Here is a 16,174-nt window from a genome sequence, read left to right as displayed (position 1 = left end):
TTACCATTCCGAACAGAGTAGTTAAGCCCGTTAGCGCCGATGGTACTGCACTCGTGGGAGAGTAGGTCGCCGCCTTTCTTTGATAAGGGCCCTTGCTGATAAAGCAGGGGCCCTTTTTTGTTTTAACCTGAACAGTTTTAGTAGTATTGATATACCATCTATCAATAAAAAAAGCCAGTATACACCGGCTCTTTTTGTTATAATAGATGCTAATAAACTTGTTTTACCCTTTAATCACGCCTCTGGAAATTACAATTTTTTGAATCTCCGATGTGCCTTCGTAAATTTGTGTAATCTTGGCATCACGCATTAGGCGTTCTACATGATATTCCTTTACAAATCCATTTCCACCATGAATTTGAACGGCTTCAACTGTTTGTTCCATGGCAACTTTTGACGCGTACAGTTTTGCCATAGCACTTGACATATCATGGTTTAGACCTTGGTCTTTTTCCCAAGCAGCTTTCATTACCAAATGACGAGCTGCCTCAATTTCCGTATACATATCAGCTAATTTAAATGCAATAGCTTGATGGTTGCATATTTCCGTGCCAAAGGCCTTTCTTACTTTCGAGTATTCTAGAGCTAATTCATAGGCGCCTGATGCAATTCCTAAAGCTTGCGAGGCTATACCGATGCGTCCACCTGATAGAGTCTTCATAGCAAATTTAAAACCGAAACCGTCTTCACCTATTCTGTTTTCCTTAGGCACCTTAACGTCATTAAATTGAAGGGTATGTGTATCACTTCCACGGATGCCTAATTTGTCCTCCTTTGGTCCAATGTCAAAACCTTCTGTTCCTTTTTCAACAATAAAGCAATTGATACCTCTATGTCCTTTTTCTCTATCGGTTTGGGCAATTACCAAATACACGTCAGCCCTTCCACCATTGGTAATCCAGTTTTTAGTACCATTAATAACGTAATGGTCATCATGCTCAATAGCCGTAGTTTTTTGTGATGTCGCATCACTTCCAGCTTCTGGTTCACTTAGACAAAATGCACCGACAAATTCTCCAGTAGCTAGTTTGGTTAGATATTTTTGCTTTTGTTCTTCTGAACCGTATTTTTCTATACCGTAGCAAACTAGAGAGTTGTTGACTGAGACAATTACTGAAGCAGATGCATCTATCTTAGAAAGCTCTTCCATGATTAAAACATACGAAATAGTATCCATGCCGCTTCCGCCATATTTCGGATCTACCATAATTCCCATAAATCCTAAATCTCCCATTTTTCTGACGAGTTCATTTGGGAAAGATTGTTTTTCATCTCTCTCAATAACACCAGGCAATAATTCAGTTTTTGCAAAATCGCGAGCAGCATCTCTTATCATTAAGTGCTCTTCTGTTAGGCTAAAGTCCATATAGTTCAATAATTATTGATTCGTTAAATTTTCCGTGCAAAGATAATTCTTTATTGTGGTATTTTCAATATGGAATATTATTTTTACTAATATGATAAAATCCGAATACAATGTTATTGCCCTTATGTCTGGAACATCTCTTGATGGTGTTGACATCTTGTATGCGACATTTAAAAAATTGGACCAATGGCAATTTGAAATCATAGCCTATGAAACCAGTCCTTACTCTAAAAGATGGACAAGCAATTTACTTGGTCTGGTTGATAAAACAAAGGATGAATTGAAACAAATTGATGTACAGTATTCAAAATACCTAGGTGACTTGGTTAATGATTTTATAAGTAAGAATAATATTGAGAACGTTGATTTTATTGCATCTCACGGTCATACCGCACTGCACGAACCTGATAAAGGTATTACGTATCAAATTGGTAATATGCAGATATTGGCGGATACCTGTCAAAGGGAAGTAGTTTGCGACTTTCGGGTTAACGATGTGGAACTGGGTGGTCAAGGCGCTCCTTTGGTACCTACAGGGGATAGATTATTATTTCAGGATTATGCGTATTGCCTTAACCTGGGAGGCTTTGCTAATATATCTTTTGAAAACGTTGACGAACGCTTGGCTTTTGATATTTGCCCTGTAAATATTGTTTTAAATCATTATGTTTCAAAATTGAATAAACCATTCGATAATAAAGGCCTTATCGCCTCGAAAGGGTCTATTAATTTAGAACTTTTGAACCAATTAAACGCTTTGTCGTATTACAAGACAGAACCACCTAAATCGCTAGCCTTGGAGTGGGTAAAGACGAATATATTTCCATTGGTTAACTCCTTTGGGTTGGATGTAAATATCATTTTAAGAACGTTTGTAGAGCATGTGGCCATTCAGATTTCAAAAGCTATCTCAAATAACGAGGTGAACGTTTTGGTGACTGGTGGTGGAGCTTATAATGATTTTCTAATGCATAGAATCAAAAATCTTTCGGATGCAAATATTGTTATTCCAGAGCCTGAAATTATTGAGTATAAGGAAGCTTTAATATTTGGTCTTTTAGGCGTGTTGAGAAAACGGCATGAGGTCAATTGTTTAAAAAGTGTAACTGGCGCAAAAAGGGACCACTCTTCTGGAAAGATTTTATCTCCTGGAGATTAAAATTAATCTTTTATTCACTTTATAGGCATGAGAGTTTTTTATATTTGCTAACATTAACTAAACTACCACGGATTGATCAAGGAGTTACTCCACAAGTACGAAACCAAACCACCAGAAATAGTCTTTCACTGGAACGATCCACTAACTACAGCAGAGGGTTGGGTTGTTATAAATTCGCTTAGAGGTGGTGCAGCGGGGGGTGGTACGCGTATGAGAAAAGGCCTTGATATGAATGAGGTATTATCTTTAGCCAAGACTATGGAGGTTAAGTTCACGGTTTCGGGACCCGCGATTGGCGGCGCTAAATCTGGAATAAACTTTGACCCACATGATCCAAGAAAAAAAGGGGTATTGGAGCGGTGGTATGCAGCAGTTTCCCCGTTATTAAAGAGTTATTATGGAACAGGTGGTGACCTAAATGTAGATGAAATCCATGAGGTTATTCCCATTACAGAGGAAAGTGGCGTTTGGCATCCACAAGAAGGTGTTTTTGAAGGCCACTTTAAACCAACTCAAGCAGATAAAATCAACAGAATTGGACAACTGCGCCAAGGGGTTATAAAAGTTATAGAAAACCCTAAATATTCGCCCGAGGTGGCGAGAAAGTATACTGTTGCGGATATGATTACGGGATATGGTGTTGCCGTTGCTGCAAAACACTTTTATGACATTAATGGTGATTCCATCAAGGGAAAGCGCGTTATTGTTCAGGGGTTTGGAAATGTGGGTTCTTCAGCTGCTTTTTATTTTGCTCAAATGGGAGCTAAGGTGGTTGGGATAATAGATATAGCAGGTGGTTTAATCTGCACAGAGGGTTTTACTTTGCAAGAGATAACAGAGCTCTATTTAAATAAGAATGGTAACACTTTAGTGGCTGAAAACTTAATTCCCTTCGATGAAATAAACAGATTAATATGGTCACTAAAAACGGAGATTTTTGCACCATGTGCGGCCTCCCGACTGATTACTCAATCGCAAATTGACCAAATGATAGAAACAGGTCTTGAAGTTATTACTTGCGGTGCTAATGTTCCTTTTGCCGATAAAGAAATATTTTTTGGGCCCATAATGGAGCATACGGATAAAAAAGTAAGTCTGATACCAGATTTCATTTCAAATTGCGGTATGGCAAGAGTTTTTGCTTACTTTATGGAGCGTCGCGTTCAAATGACGGATGACGCTATATTCAAAGATACCTCTAGAGTTATTAGAAAAGCGTTGAAAGAAGTTAAAAAAAATAATCCCAATAAGGTAGGGATAAGTGAGACTGCCTTTGAAATAGCACTAAGACAACTAATTTAAATTTACCACTAATATGGAAACCGTTATAATTCTCGTTTTTGTTTTTGGTTATTTAGCCATTACGTTAGAACACAATATTAAGATAGATAAGCTAATTCCGGCTTTGGTAATGATGGCTATAAGTTGGGCTTTAATCGCTCTTGGTATTGATGATTTTTCACAATGGTTTGATACCGCCAATCATAATCTAATGGAGAATTTCGGACTATTGGGACATGAAGAAAAGATGCATTTAATGGAGGAGACCTTATTGCATCATTTAGGTAAAACATCAGAAATATTAGTGTTTTTATTAGGAGCCATGACTATAGTTGAGATAATTGATTATTTCGATGGTTTTTCTACAATTAAGTCAGCAGTTAACTTCAATAGTAGAAAGAAGCTCTTATGGATGTTTTCAATTCTAGCATTTATTCTTTCTGCAATAATAGATAACCTTACGGCAACCATAGTCTTAATTTCCATTCTCCAAAAAATTGTTAAGGATAGGGATATAAGAATTTGGTATGCAGGTCTAATAATAATTGCTGCAAACGCAGGCGGTGCTTGGTCTCCAATAGGCGATGTAACCACTACAATGCTGTGGATAGGTGATAAGGTTTCCACAGGAAAATTATTTGTATACCTTTTTGTTCCATCGTTGTTGTGTATGGTAGTGCCTACATTTATAGCGTCATTAATGAAGCCCTTTAAAGGAGACTTAGAATTAATCGGCGATGATGATAAACCTAAGAATAGATATAGCTCAACAATGTTATTTCTTGGGCTGGGTGCTATAGTTTTTGTCCCGTTTTTTAAAGTAATAACTCATCTTCCTCCATATGTTGGTATGATGTTATCTTTGGGAGTAGTAGCAATTTTTGCTGAGATTTATACCAATTCTAAATTTTCAATGTCACAGGTTGAAGTAGGAGAAGCATATACACAAGATCACCATAGTCCTGTGCACCGTTCTTTATCAAGAATTGAAATGCCAAGTATTTTGTTCTTTCTTGGGATATTGATGGCTGTAGCGGCACTAGAGTCCTTAGGTGTACTTTTCGGTTTTGCAGAATCGCTGCAGACGACTATGCCTATGTTGGGTACTGAGCTACATGGTGAAGGCGTTTCGGATTTGGTGGTTCTACTGTTAGGTGTGGGATCGGCAGTTATTGATAATGTACCTTTAGTTGCAGCAAGTTTGGGGATGTTTTCAGAACCTTTGGACAATGAATTATGGCATTTCATTGCGTATTCTGCAGGAACCGGAGGAAGTATGCTTATCATTGGCTCAGCGGCCGGTGTAGTTGCCATGGGTATGGAAAAAATTGACTTTTTCTGGTATCTAAGAAAGATTTCTTGGTTGGCCCTTGTTGGTTTTGCGGCCGGTGCTTTAGCTTTTATGGTAACAAGAACCTTATTTTAATATACTTTAGCTTGAAACTTAGCGTTATAACTTACAGCAAATATTAAAATCTAATACTTTTTATATGATATTACTAAGTAATATTCAGGATAACTCTGAGATTGTTACGGATAGCGAATCAGTGGAGAAGACCCTATCAATAATTGAACTGATTACCAGTGGCGGAACCTCTGGGATGGTAATTATTCTTATTCTATTCCTATTATTGATTGTTGCAACATACATTTATTTTGAACGCATTTTTGCTATCAAGGCAGCGTCAAAAGTAGATTCAAATTTTATGAACCAAATAAAAGACCATGTCAGTAATGGCAAGGTAGAATCTGCACAAGTGTTATGTGCCCAACAAAATTCGCCCGTGTCTAGATTGATTGCTAAGGGAATTACTAGAATAGGAAAACCTTTAGAAGATATAAATACGGCAATTGAGAATGCAGGCAGGCTTGAAATATATGATCTAGAAAAGAATGTCAGTGTTTTAGCGACTATATCTGGTGTCGCTCCAATGATTGGGTTTTTGGGAACCGTGGTAGGAATGATTTTATCCATATTTGAATTAGCCAACGCTGGCGGAACTATTCAAATGGATGTATTAGCTAGTGGGCTATATACTGCTATGACAACAACAGTAGGGGGCTTAATAGTTGGGATAATTGCCTATGTGGCTTACAACCATATTGTGGTAAAGACGAATAAAGTGGTTTATCAAATGGAAGCGAATTCAGTAGAGTTCTTAGACCATTTAAACGAACCGATCTAATGAATATAAGAGGACGAAATAAGGTTACGCCCGAGTTTAATATGGCGTCAATGACGGATATTGTGTTTTTGCTATTGATATTTTTTATGATAGCCTCTACACTTGTCACTACTAATGCGATAGATATTATTCTGCCGAAGGCAAGCGGTAAAACAGAAAATAAAAAATCTACAGCTGTTAGTATCAAAAAGGACTTGACCTATTACATCGATCAAAAACGGGTCGGGGAGAGCGTCTTGGAAAGTGAATTGGTTTCCATATTATCAACCCAGGAAAAGCCAACAATAGTGCTACGTGCAGAGAGGTCTGTGCCCGTAGAGAATGTGGTGAAGGTTATGGATATAGCCAATAGAAATAAGTTTAAAGTTATTTTAGCTGTTAAACCTAAATAAAATTCTAGCTTTTTGAAACTGAATTTTAAAAACTTCAAGATTGAAATACTTTGAGACCAAACACGAGCGTAATTCCGCGAGAATTACATTTTTGATATCAGTAATAGTATTGCTGTTATTATTTGTGGTGGGTCCTCAATACATGGACCCTCCTGAAGAGTATGGTGTGGCCGTTAATTTTGGAACTTCTGATTTCGGTCAAGGCAATAAACCACTAAGTGAACCGAGAAAATCCCCTGTTGAAAAAGAGGTTGAAGAGGTAAAACCCTTGGATACTCAATCAGAACCACAGAAGGCAGAAACTAAGTCGGAAGAGGTATTAACAGAAGAAAATGCCGAAACTATCGCCATAAAAAAGCAAAAAGCGGCTGAAGCAAAAGCCAAGGTGGAGGCAGAACGAATAGAGCTGGAGCGTCGTGAAGCTGAAGAAAAGAAACAACGAGAAGAAGAAGAAAAACGCAGGCAGCTTGATAATCTAATAGGTGGCGTAAAAAATTCAAAAGGTGAGACCGATGGAGGTGAAGGACCGGATAACAAAGGAGGTAATAAAGGTCAGTTAGATGGTGATCCTTATGCGCCGAGTTATTTCGGAGGCTCAGGACCAGGTAAGGGCGGCGTAGGCTATGGTTTAGGAGGTCGAGGTAGGCCATCGCGTAAAATATTTAAGCAAGACTGCAACGAATACGGATTGGTCGTTGTTAGGATAGAGGTTAATAGGAATGGTGAAGTGATAAAGGCTCAACCAGGTATTCGCGGTACTACGAATACACACCCATGTCTTCTAGAACCAGCAAAGAAAATTGCACTTTCCCATAAATGGCCAGCTGATCCTGATGCACCTACGACGCAAATTGGTTTTGTGAGTATAAATTTTGATGTAAGTCAGTAATACATGAATTACAAGGATACGGTAAGTTGGATGTTCTTGCAATTACCCATGTATCAAAATAAGGGCAAATCTGCTTTTAGAAAAGACCTAAGTAATACAGTTGAACTTTCCAAGCACCTTCATCATCCTCATAAAAATTTTAAATCTATCCATGTCGCAGGCACAAACGGCAAGGGCTCAACAAGTCATATGCTTGCGTCCATCCTACAAGAGGCAGGTTATAAGGTAGGGCTATATACCTCTCCACACCTCAAAGACTTTAGGGAACGCATTCGAATAAATGGCAAAGAGGTAAGTAAGCAGTTTGTAATAGGTTTTATAAAACGCAATAAGTCGTTTATAGAATCCCATAACTTGTCGTTTTTTGAAATGACTGTTGGAATGGCTTTTGATTATTTTTCCAGGAAGCATGTAGACATTGCGATAATAGAAGTTGGTATGGGTGGCCGGCTTGATTCCACAAACATAATTACTCCTATTTTGTCCGTCATCACTAATATCGGTTTTGACCACACACAATACCTTGGTGACACCAGGGAAAAAATTGCATCTGAGAAAGCAGGTATCATAAAAAATAATATTCCGGTAGTGATTGGTGAAACCCATTTGGAAACAGCGTCTGTTTTTCGAAAAACTTCAGAAGCAAGGTCGTCACAAATTTATTTTGCCGATCAATTAGTTGATGTTACATACGACTCCGATTTAAAAGGGATGTACCAAAAACATAATATTAAAACTGTTATACAATCTATTGAAGTTTTGAAGTCCTTGGGGTATAAGGTGTCGGATTCTCATTTAAAAAATGGTCTTTTAAAGGTAATGACTAATACTAATTTTAAAGGCCGTTGGCAAATCCTTGGGATGAACCCAAAAATCATTTGCGATACAGCTCATAATACAGAAGGTTTGAGCTATACCACAACACAGTTAAAGGATGAAACTTTCAGTGAATTACACATTGTTTTCGGAGTAGTTAGTGACAAGGACCTAAAGGATATTCTTAAAATTATGCCCAGAAAGGCTATCTACTATTTTTGTAAGCCAAATGTAGAACGTGGTTTAGATGCTAAACTACTGCGTGATATTTTTGAAAAAAATGGCTTTCAAGGTTCCGTTTTTGAAAGTGTCGAGCAAGCATTATCTGAAGCAAAGCAAAACGCCAAAAAGGAGGATTTGATTTACTTGGGCGGTAGCACATTTGTGGTGGCTGAAATAATTTAATTTTTTTAAAAAACCTTTTGAGATTTTAAAAACTAGTCTATATTTGCAATCCGATTATCGGGCGCGTAGCTCAGTTGGTTCAGAGCACTTGGTTTACACCCAAGGGGTCAGGGGTTCGAATCCCTTCGCGCCCACATCAATTACAATTCCGGTTTGATTTTTCAAGTCGGAATTTTTTAGTTTTAAACTACTAATAGAAGCTGAAGTAATGTCATAAAACTAAAATATTCCATAATGTACCAAGGTACATGGGATTGTAGTTGCAGTAGCGGTTTCGTTAAGTGATATTTAATCGCTTTTAGAAGATTTATTTTAGACTAAAAGTCTTATTTTTGAAATTTAATGGGTCATTAACTCAGTTGGTTTAGAGTGTTACCTTGACAGGGTAGAAGTCACTGGTTCGAATCCAGTATGACCCACATTAAGAATAAATCCAATGCAAGCGCATTGGATTTTTAATTTGGGGATTAATTTCAGATGATCTGCAATAATCGTTCTAAAGCCATACCGCGAGAGCCCTTGATGAAAACAGAAGCGTTTATGATTTTATGATGCTTAAGATAATCGCATAAATCTTCAAATCTTCTGAATTTTTTAATGGAATTAGGACTAAGGGTTTGATAAAAATGCTCTCCTATGATAAAAATATTTTCCTGAAAATTCTCTTGTACGAAATTTACAATAGCTTGGTGCTCTTTTAAAGCAAATTCACCCAGTTCAAACATATCGCCCAAGAATAGATATTTATGCTCAGATTCTAACTGTTTAAAATTCTTTAATGCGGCCAACATACTAGTTGGATTGGCATTGTAAGCATCGAGAATAATTCTATTGCTGCCTATTTTGAGAACTTGAGATCTATTGTTGGTCGGTTGATAAGATTCAATAGCCCTTTTAATATTGGCCTCAGATATTTTAAAGAATTGTCCGATTGCAATAGCGATGGCAATATTCCCAAAATTATAGTCACCGATTAGTTGACTTGTAATAACCGTATTGTTGAATTTAACTTTTACATAGGGATTAGCGCTAATAAATTCAATATTGAAATCGTTATTCGGGTTTGACCCAAAGGTTAGAACCTTGGTATAGCCCTTTACTTGTTTTACCTGTTCCTTATCATCTGTATTAATAAAGATGGTTTTGTTGTTCGATTTTATATAGTCGTATAACTCAGATTTGCCTTTTATAACGCCTTCTGTTCCGCCAAAACCTTCTAGATGGGCTTTGCCAAAATTGGTAATTAAACCAAAATCAGGTTGCGCAATGTTGCTAAGGAACTCTATTTCTTTTTGATGGTTGGCTCCCATTTCAACTATTCCAAAATCAAGGGTTTTATCAAAGTTTAATAGAGTAAGTGGTACGCCTATATGGTTATTTAGGTTTCCTATGGTAGATTTCACCTTGTAGGTTGTCGATAGAACCCCTTGAATTAACTCTTTGGTTGTTGTTTTACCGTTACTTCCAGTTAGAGCTATAATTGGAATTCCAATACTGTTTCGGTGTAACGCAGCCATTTCCTGAAGTGCCTTAAGCGTGTCACTAACTAAGAGACATTGTGCATTAAGAACTGCTTTTTCGTCATCTACTACGCAGTATTTTGCGCCATTTTCGAAGGCTTTGGTAACGAAAGTGTTGCCATCAAAATTATCTCCTTTTAAAGCAAAAAACATGCTGTTAGGAGATATTTTTCTCGTGTCAGTTGAAATGCCAGAACACAACTTAAACTTGTTATAAAGCGCCTTTATTTTCATGAGCCCTAAAATAAAAAAGTCCTGATGATTTCATCAGGACTTTTTTTAATAAATTTTCAATATAATTAATTACGTTTTTTACTGCGGCTTTGTGATTTTGAGCCTACCCTAGAAACAGCACATCTAAATCCGATATAGTCTGTCGCCATATCTTGCGGGAAGTAGCGTCGTTGAGCGGGGTCAATCCAATAGGCCCTGTCTCTCCAAGAACCACCTTTGTAAACTCTTACCTCATCATTGATTAAGGATGTTCTGTTATTAGACTCATCGTACTGTCTTACGAGTTTTCCATCTACAGAATCTACTTGAACCATATGTTTCGGAGAGTTGTACATTTTACGTGTTGAGTTCTCGTTACTAGCAACACCTTCATCAAAACTCTCTCTGTAATATCTTGAAGACCTTTTGTCTCCATCCCTAAAGTTTCTGTTATCACTTTTATCAAAGTTGGATCTTAGATAGGTTTCTTCGTCATCAATTGGAATTTTTGCAATTTCTCCAGGAAGATCACGAGCAATAATTCTACCATTACTTAAGGTATCATAAACAATTTCTGATGTACTTACAATTTTAACGGTACCATCATCATTCAATGCATTTTTAGTATACACATTCCCTCTATAATAATTGAAGTCATTAAATTCATCATCTACAATGGGTCTGTAGACATCGGCAACCCATTCGGCAACATTACCGGCCATATCATATAACCCGTAATCGTTAGGCTCATAAGATTTTACTTCAGCAGTTATATCGGCACCATCGTCGGACCATCCTGCAATACCACCATAATCACCTTTGCCTTGCTTGAAATTAGCGAGCTGGTCACCGCGGTTTACACGTTTTCCTGACCTTGTATATTGTCCATCCCATGGATATTTTTTACGTCCTCTATAGACATTGTATTCTCTAAGTTCGCTTAAACCAAGTGCCGCATATTCCCATTCTGCTTCCGTTGGTAATCTAAATTTTACGGGGATAATTCCTGACTCTCTTTTAGCGTATACATTTATAGGGTTACCATCAGCATCAGTTTGAGGCTTGCGTTTTCCGCCTTGAAGTACCTCGTCATTTCCACCATAGGTTTGGGAAGGTGCATTAATGTAGGTATCAGTACTAAAGGTACTTTCTGCGTTGACATCAGTATATTGTGCGTCACGTTTAAGGTATCCTGCTTCTTGTAAGGCTAATTCAGCTACACGATCCGTTCTCCAATTGGCGTATTCCACAGCTTGAATCCAACTCACACCTACTACAGGGTAATTGGCGTAACCGGGATGGCGCAAATAATTTTCGGTCATCATTTCGTTATAACCTAATCTATTTCTCCAAACCAGGGTATCTGGTAAAGCGCCCTTATATATTAAAGCATAGTTGGGGTCGTCTGGAGGATACACGCTTTTTAAATAATCTAAGTAAAATAGATAATTTAAGTTGGTCACCTCGGTTTCATCCATATAAAACGATTGGATGTGCTGCTGAGTTGGAGTGTTATTCCAATCGTGCATAGGGTCGTCTTGTACTTTACCCATTGTAAAGGTTCCGCCTTCAATGAAAGCCGTTCCAGGTGGGGTTTCCTGTTCTTTAAAATTGGTGTTGTATTGAAAACCACCTTGCTTATCATTGATTTTCCATCCAGTAGCGCTATCAACGTTACCAGAACCAGATGATCTTTTACAGCCAACAAATGCCGAACAGAGCATCAGTATACATAGTAATTTGAGGTTTGAGACATTTTTCATATCCATAAGTTTAAGTAAGCTCGTTAAATTTTAGAGTCGCAATATAACAATTAAAGGTAAACTAACAACTTTTTTTTGGGTCAAAATGCAAAAAAATGTGCATTTCATCCTTTTTTTTGAACACAACAACGGATTTTTGCCGTTTTTATCGGTGTAATTCACCCTTATTAAACGAATCCAAAATTAAATTATTGTTGTACTTTTGAATTTAAAATTGCTAGCTCATAATAACCATTATTTATCGACGTTAATTTATTGGGATTTCATGTTTTTGTGCGTCGTTAAACTTAGATGTGCGCTAAAATAAAAATTGATGATGTGATGAGAAATTGCTTGGTGCTCCTTATAATGTTCATTTTTATGTCGGGTTATGCCCAACAAAAACAATTTGAAATAAAATGGACGGGCCACAAGAAACTTGAAAACGAATTCGGAAAAATTGAAGTGCCGGCATTTGAAGCAAAGCATTTTAACTACGACCATATTAATGGCTTGGTTTATTTTAATCAGTGGGAAGCTATTGGTGGTAATATCGACGAAAACTCTGCGCGACTCTCCAATGTGACTTATGAGACTATTTCAAGTGCTGATTTAAAAAATTTGAATCCAAACTTGATTCCCAATAGTCCCAAACTTAAAGTTTACAATACTAATGCAAGAGGGAAACAATCGTATTATATGGAGTTAAGTCCAATTGTAAATGATAAAGGCGTTTTTAAAAAAATAACTTCCTTTACTTTGGAATACAACGCAGCGCTTGGCAGAAATGCCGTGTTTAACTCAAATCAAAGCGCTGTAGTTAATTCAGTTTTAAGCTCAGGACAGTGGTATCGATTTTATATAGAAAGAACCGGTTTATTCCGTTTAAGCAAGAGTTTTCTTAATAACTTAGGTATTAATACCAATGCCGTAGACCCAAGAAGTATAAAGATATATGGCAACGGTGGCAGAATGTTGCCTTATGCGAATTCTGCCAATTATCCTATAGACCCAGTTGAGAATGCTGTAAAATTTGTAGGTGAAGAGGACGGGCGTTTCGATAATGGTGATTATATATTGTTCTATGGAGAAGGACCTGATACCTATAATACGGAAAGTGATACTAATGTCAACTTGTATTCTGATAAAACTTATTATTATGTGAACGTGAGTTCAGGCAATGGAAAGCGCATACAGCCAATGCCAACTATAAATACACCTGCCGATTTTACTGTTAATACATTCCAGGATTATCAGTTTTATGAGGTAGACGAGTATAACCTCGCTAAGTTAGGAAGGCGTTGGTTTGGAGATAAATTTGATATCGAAAGTGAGCGCACCTATGAGTTTGAGTTCCCTAATTTAGACACGAGTGAACCAGTAAACTTAAGAATTGTTGTTGGAGCGGTTGCAGAACTTTCTACAAGTATGGCAATTAATGTGAATGGGAGTTCAGTAGCCAACCTATCCTTAAATGCCATAACATCGAGTTCTGTATTGGGGAGTTCTGCTATTTATAACCAGCCTATAAATCTATCTTCTGACGGCCTAACTATTACATTAAGTTACAATAATAACGGTAATCCTTCTGCAATAGGTTATTTAGATTATATTAATGTAGAAGCAACACGAGGTTTGCGCTACGAGGGTGATCAGCTCATTTTTAAAAACGGACTTGTTAATACAACACCTGGGATTGTAGAGTATAATTTGTCCAATGCGTCTTTAGTTAACGAGGTTTGGGATATTACAGATCGGTTTAATGTCACCTCTCGAATCAATGCTGGCTCCGAAGGTGAGTTAGCGTTTAAAGCACCATCAGGTGAAGAGCGTGTTTATTTGGCGTTTTCAGTTTCTGATGCTTTTCAACCATTGAGTGATTCAAGAACAACTGTTGCCAATCAAAATTTGAAAGGCACAATTTTCAATAATGCACAAGGCCAATTTCAGGATGTTGATTACATAATACTTGCACCAAATCAATTTTTATCTCAGGCGGAACGATTGGCCCAAATCAATAGAAACCAGTATAGCTTGAACGTTAAGGTGGTTGAGCTGAGTCAAATCTATAATGAATTCAGTACGGGTAGCCAAGATATCGCCGCAATAAGAAATTTTGTCAAATATGTTTATGATAATGCAAGTTCACCAGATAGAAGGCTTAAATATCTATGTTTGTTTGGTGATGGCTCATACGATTATAAGAATAGAATAAGAAACAACACCAATATTGTGCCAGCTTGGTACTCTGCAAATAGCTTTAGCCTTACCAATTCTTTTGTGTCAGACGATTTTTATGGAATGCTAGACATCAATGAGGGTACCATGACTAGTGCCGATAGGCTCGATATTGCTGTTGGGAGAATCTTGGCAGAAAATCTGCAACGTGCTAAGGAAATGGTAGATAAGATTGAATCTTATTATGAGCCAGAATCCTATGGAAATTGGAGAAATAATGTAATATTGATTTCGGATGATGTTGATATACAATGGGAAAGAATTCTTCAAGAAACAACAGATGGTTTGGGAACTACGCTTGAAGAGGAAAAATCTTTCATGAATGTCATTAAAATTCATTCTGATGCGTTTGAACAGGAATCCTCTGCGGCGGGCAATCGATATCCAGAAGTGAATAAAGCCATAAAGGATGCTATTGAAGTTGGTGCGTTGGTCGTCAATTATTTTGGTCATGGCGGTGAGGATGGTCTGGCAAAGGAGCGTATTTTTGATAAGTTTGATGCTCAAGAAGTTAACAATATTTGTAAATACAATTTATTCGTAACCGTAACTTGCGAGTATACTAAGTTTGATGACCCTAATAGAACAACTGCAGGAGAATTTACCTTCTGGAACACCAGAGGAGGGGCAATAGCATTAATAACAACGACCCGCCAAATTTTTGTAACGGTGGGAGTTTCTTATAATGAAGTGCTGGATGATTATCTATTTGCTTTCGGTTCAAATGATTATCCTTCCATAGGAGAAGCGCTTAGATTAACCAAGGTAGATAATAATATTGCTGGTATAAGCCAAAAGCGACTGGTATATCTCATTGGTGACCCAGCCATGAAATTAGCAATTCCGAAGCCAGATATTAGGCTAACTAAAGTGAATGATGTAGAAATCACCCAATCTATAGATACGCTAAAAGCATTAAGTTATACAAAATTAGCTGGTGAGGTGACTGATGAAAATGGAAACCTATTATCTAATTACAACGGTGTTTTAACCGCAACGGTTTTTGATAAACCCATACAACGTCAAACTCTTGCTAATGACGGCATAACCGATAATACGGGGACAATAATTTTAAATTATACTACACTTGGAGAAATCTTATTTAAGGGACAAGCTACTATTGAAAATGGTCAATTCGAGTTTGATTTTGTTGTGCCTAGAGATATTGCAATACCCGTAGGTAATGGAAAGATAAGCTTTTATGCCCAGACGAATAATCCACTATCCGATGAGACTGGTGCTAATTTAAATATACCTATTGGAGGTATCAATGAAAATGCGCCAGAGGATAATATAGGCCCGGTAATCAATTTATTTATGAATGACGAAAACTTTGTCTCTGGCGGTATTACCAATGAATCGCCAACGTTTTTGGCAAATCTTCAAGATGAAAATGGTATTAATACAGCTAGCGGTATAGGACATGACATCACTGCAATTATTGATGGGGATGAAACCAATCCTATAATTTTAAATGATTATTACCAAGCTAACGTAGACGATTACACTAACGGAAAGGTTAGTTATCTGTTTAGGGATTTAGAACCTGGCCCACATACCCTCACCTTAAAAGCCTGGGATGTTTACAATAACTCGTCAACGGCTGAAATACAGTTCACTGTTTTTGATAAGGATGAAGAGCTCGTAATTAACAATGTATTGAATTACCCAAATCCATTTGTCAATTACACTGAGTTTTGGTTCAATCATAATAGTTCAGAGCCGTTGGATATTTCAGTTCAGATTTTCACAATTTCAGGAAAGCTAGTAAGAACTTTAAATGGACAAACAACAGGAGGTGGTAAAACTGTCAGTTCACTATCAAAGGACATTGTATGGGACGGTAGAGATGATTTTGGTGACAAAATTGGAAAAGGTGTGTATGTCTATAAACTAAAAGTGAAATCTAACCGTTTAAATAAACAAGTTGAAAAAATACAAAAACTTGTAATACTATAATAATCAAT

11 protein-coding genes, 2 tRNA genes and 1 rRNA gene are annotated in these 16,174 nt (G+C 37.2%); 11 read left to right on the top strand and 3 right to left on the bottom strand.

Features of this window, described 5'->3' with window-relative positions; translation table 11 throughout:
• A 5S ribosomal RNA gene (gene rrf, locus CA834_RS14830) occupies positions 1-78 on the top strand; the annotation flags it as partial.
• A gap of 145 nt (positions 79-223) precedes the next feature.
• On the opposite strand, the gene CA834_RS13910 is transcribed toward rrf, so the two are convergent.
• Complete coding sequence (locus CA834_RS13910) at positions 224-1,366, bottom strand: acyl-CoA dehydrogenase (RefSeq protein ID WP_094969324.1); 1,143 nt, start codon at positions 1,364-1,366, stop codon at positions 224-226.
• A 91-nt stretch (positions 1,367-1,457) separates the two neighbouring features.
• On the opposite strand from CA834_RS13910, the gene CA834_RS13905 reads away from it, so the two are divergent.
• The 9 genes from CA834_RS13905 to CA834_RS13865 all read left to right on the top strand — a co-directional run bounded on the left by CA834_RS13905 (position 1,458) and on the right by CA834_RS13865 (position 8,913).
• Entirely contained in the window at positions 1,458-2,525 is a 1,068-nt protein-coding gene (locus CA834_RS13905) for an anhydro-N-acetylmuramic acid kinase (protein WP_094969323.1), read from the top strand.
• A 75-nt stretch (positions 2,526-2,600) separates the two neighbouring features.
• Positions 2,601-3,827, top strand: coding sequence for a Glu/Leu/Phe/Val dehydrogenase dimerization domain-containing protein (locus CA834_RS13900; RefSeq protein WP_094969331.1), 1,227 nt, complete (start codon positions 2,601-2,603; stop codon positions 3,825-3,827).
• Positions 3,828-3,840: 13 nt separating this feature from the next.
• The gene (nhaD, locus tag CA834_RS13895; RefSeq protein ID WP_094969322.1) at positions 3,841-5,232 is read left to right on the top strand and encodes a sodium:proton antiporter NhaD; all 1,392 of its coding nucleotides are present in this window, start codon (positions 3,841-3,843) and stop codon (positions 5,230-5,232) included.
• 64 nt (positions 5,233-5,296) lie between these two features.
• The gene (locus CA834_RS13890; RefSeq protein WP_094969321.1) at positions 5,297-5,992 is read left to right on the top strand and encodes a MotA/TolQ/ExbB proton channel family protein; all 696 of its coding nucleotides are present in this window, start codon (positions 5,297-5,299) and stop codon (positions 5,990-5,992) included.
• Positions 5,992-6,384 carry an ExbD/TolR family protein gene (locus tag CA834_RS13885; RefSeq protein WP_094969320.1) on the top strand — a complete coding sequence of 131 codons (393 nt, stop codon included), beginning with the start codon at positions 5,992-5,994 and terminating at the stop codon, positions 6,382-6,384. Before CA834_RS13890 ends, CA834_RS13885 begins: the two co-directional genes overlap by 1 nt.
• 40 nt (positions 6,385-6,424) lie before the next feature.
• Positions 6,425-7,273 carry an energy transducer TonB gene (locus tag CA834_RS13880; protein WP_094969319.1) on the top strand — a complete coding sequence of 283 codons (849 nt, stop codon included), beginning with the start codon at positions 6,425-6,427 and terminating at the stop codon, positions 7,271-7,273.
• A gap of 3 nt (positions 7,274-7,276) precedes the next feature.
• Positions 7,277-8,494 (top strand): bifunctional folylpolyglutamate synthase/dihydrofolate synthase, encoded by a 1,218-nt coding sequence (locus CA834_RS13875; RefSeq protein WP_094969318.1) that lies wholly within the window; start codon positions 7,277-7,279, stop codon positions 8,492-8,494.
• 59 nt (positions 8,495-8,553) lie between these two features.
• Positions 8,554-8,628, top strand: a tRNA-Val gene (locus CA834_RS13870).
• A gap of 210 nt (positions 8,629-8,838) precedes the next feature.
• Positions 8,839-8,913, top strand: a tRNA-Val gene (locus CA834_RS13865).
• Between the two features lie 54 nt (positions 8,914-8,967).
• On the opposite strand, the gene CA834_RS13860 is transcribed toward CA834_RS13865, so the two are convergent.
• Positions 8,968-10,248, bottom strand: a complete 1,281-nt coding sequence (locus CA834_RS13860) for a UDP-N-acetylmuramoyl-tripeptide--D-alanyl-D-alanine ligase (RefSeq protein ID WP_094969317.1) — start codon at positions 10,246-10,248, stop codon at positions 8,968-8,970.
• A gap of 65 nt (positions 10,249-10,313) precedes the next feature.
• Complete coding sequence (gldJ, locus tag CA834_RS13855; RefSeq protein WP_094969316.1) at positions 10,314-11,996, bottom strand: gliding motility lipoprotein GldJ; 1,683 nt, start codon at positions 11,994-11,996, stop codon at positions 10,314-10,316.
• Between the two features lie 285 nt (positions 11,997-12,281).
• On the opposite strand from gldJ, the gene porU reads away from it, so the two are divergent.
• Positions 12,282-16,166 carry a type IX secretion system sortase PorU gene (gene porU, locus CA834_RS13850; RefSeq protein WP_317042088.1) on the top strand — a complete coding sequence of 1,295 codons (3,885 nt, stop codon included), beginning with the start codon at positions 12,282-12,284 and terminating at the stop codon, positions 16,164-16,166.
• The last annotated feature ends 8 nt before the right edge of the window (positions 16,167-16,174 follow it).

The sequence above is a fragment of the Winogradskyella aurantia genome, assembly GCF_002266855.1.
In the GTDB taxonomy this organism is placed as follows: domain Bacteria; phylum Bacteroidota; class Bacteroidia; order Flavobacteriales; family Flavobacteriaceae; genus Winogradskyella; species Winogradskyella aurantia.
This window is presented reverse-complemented; position numbering and strand designations above follow the sequence as displayed.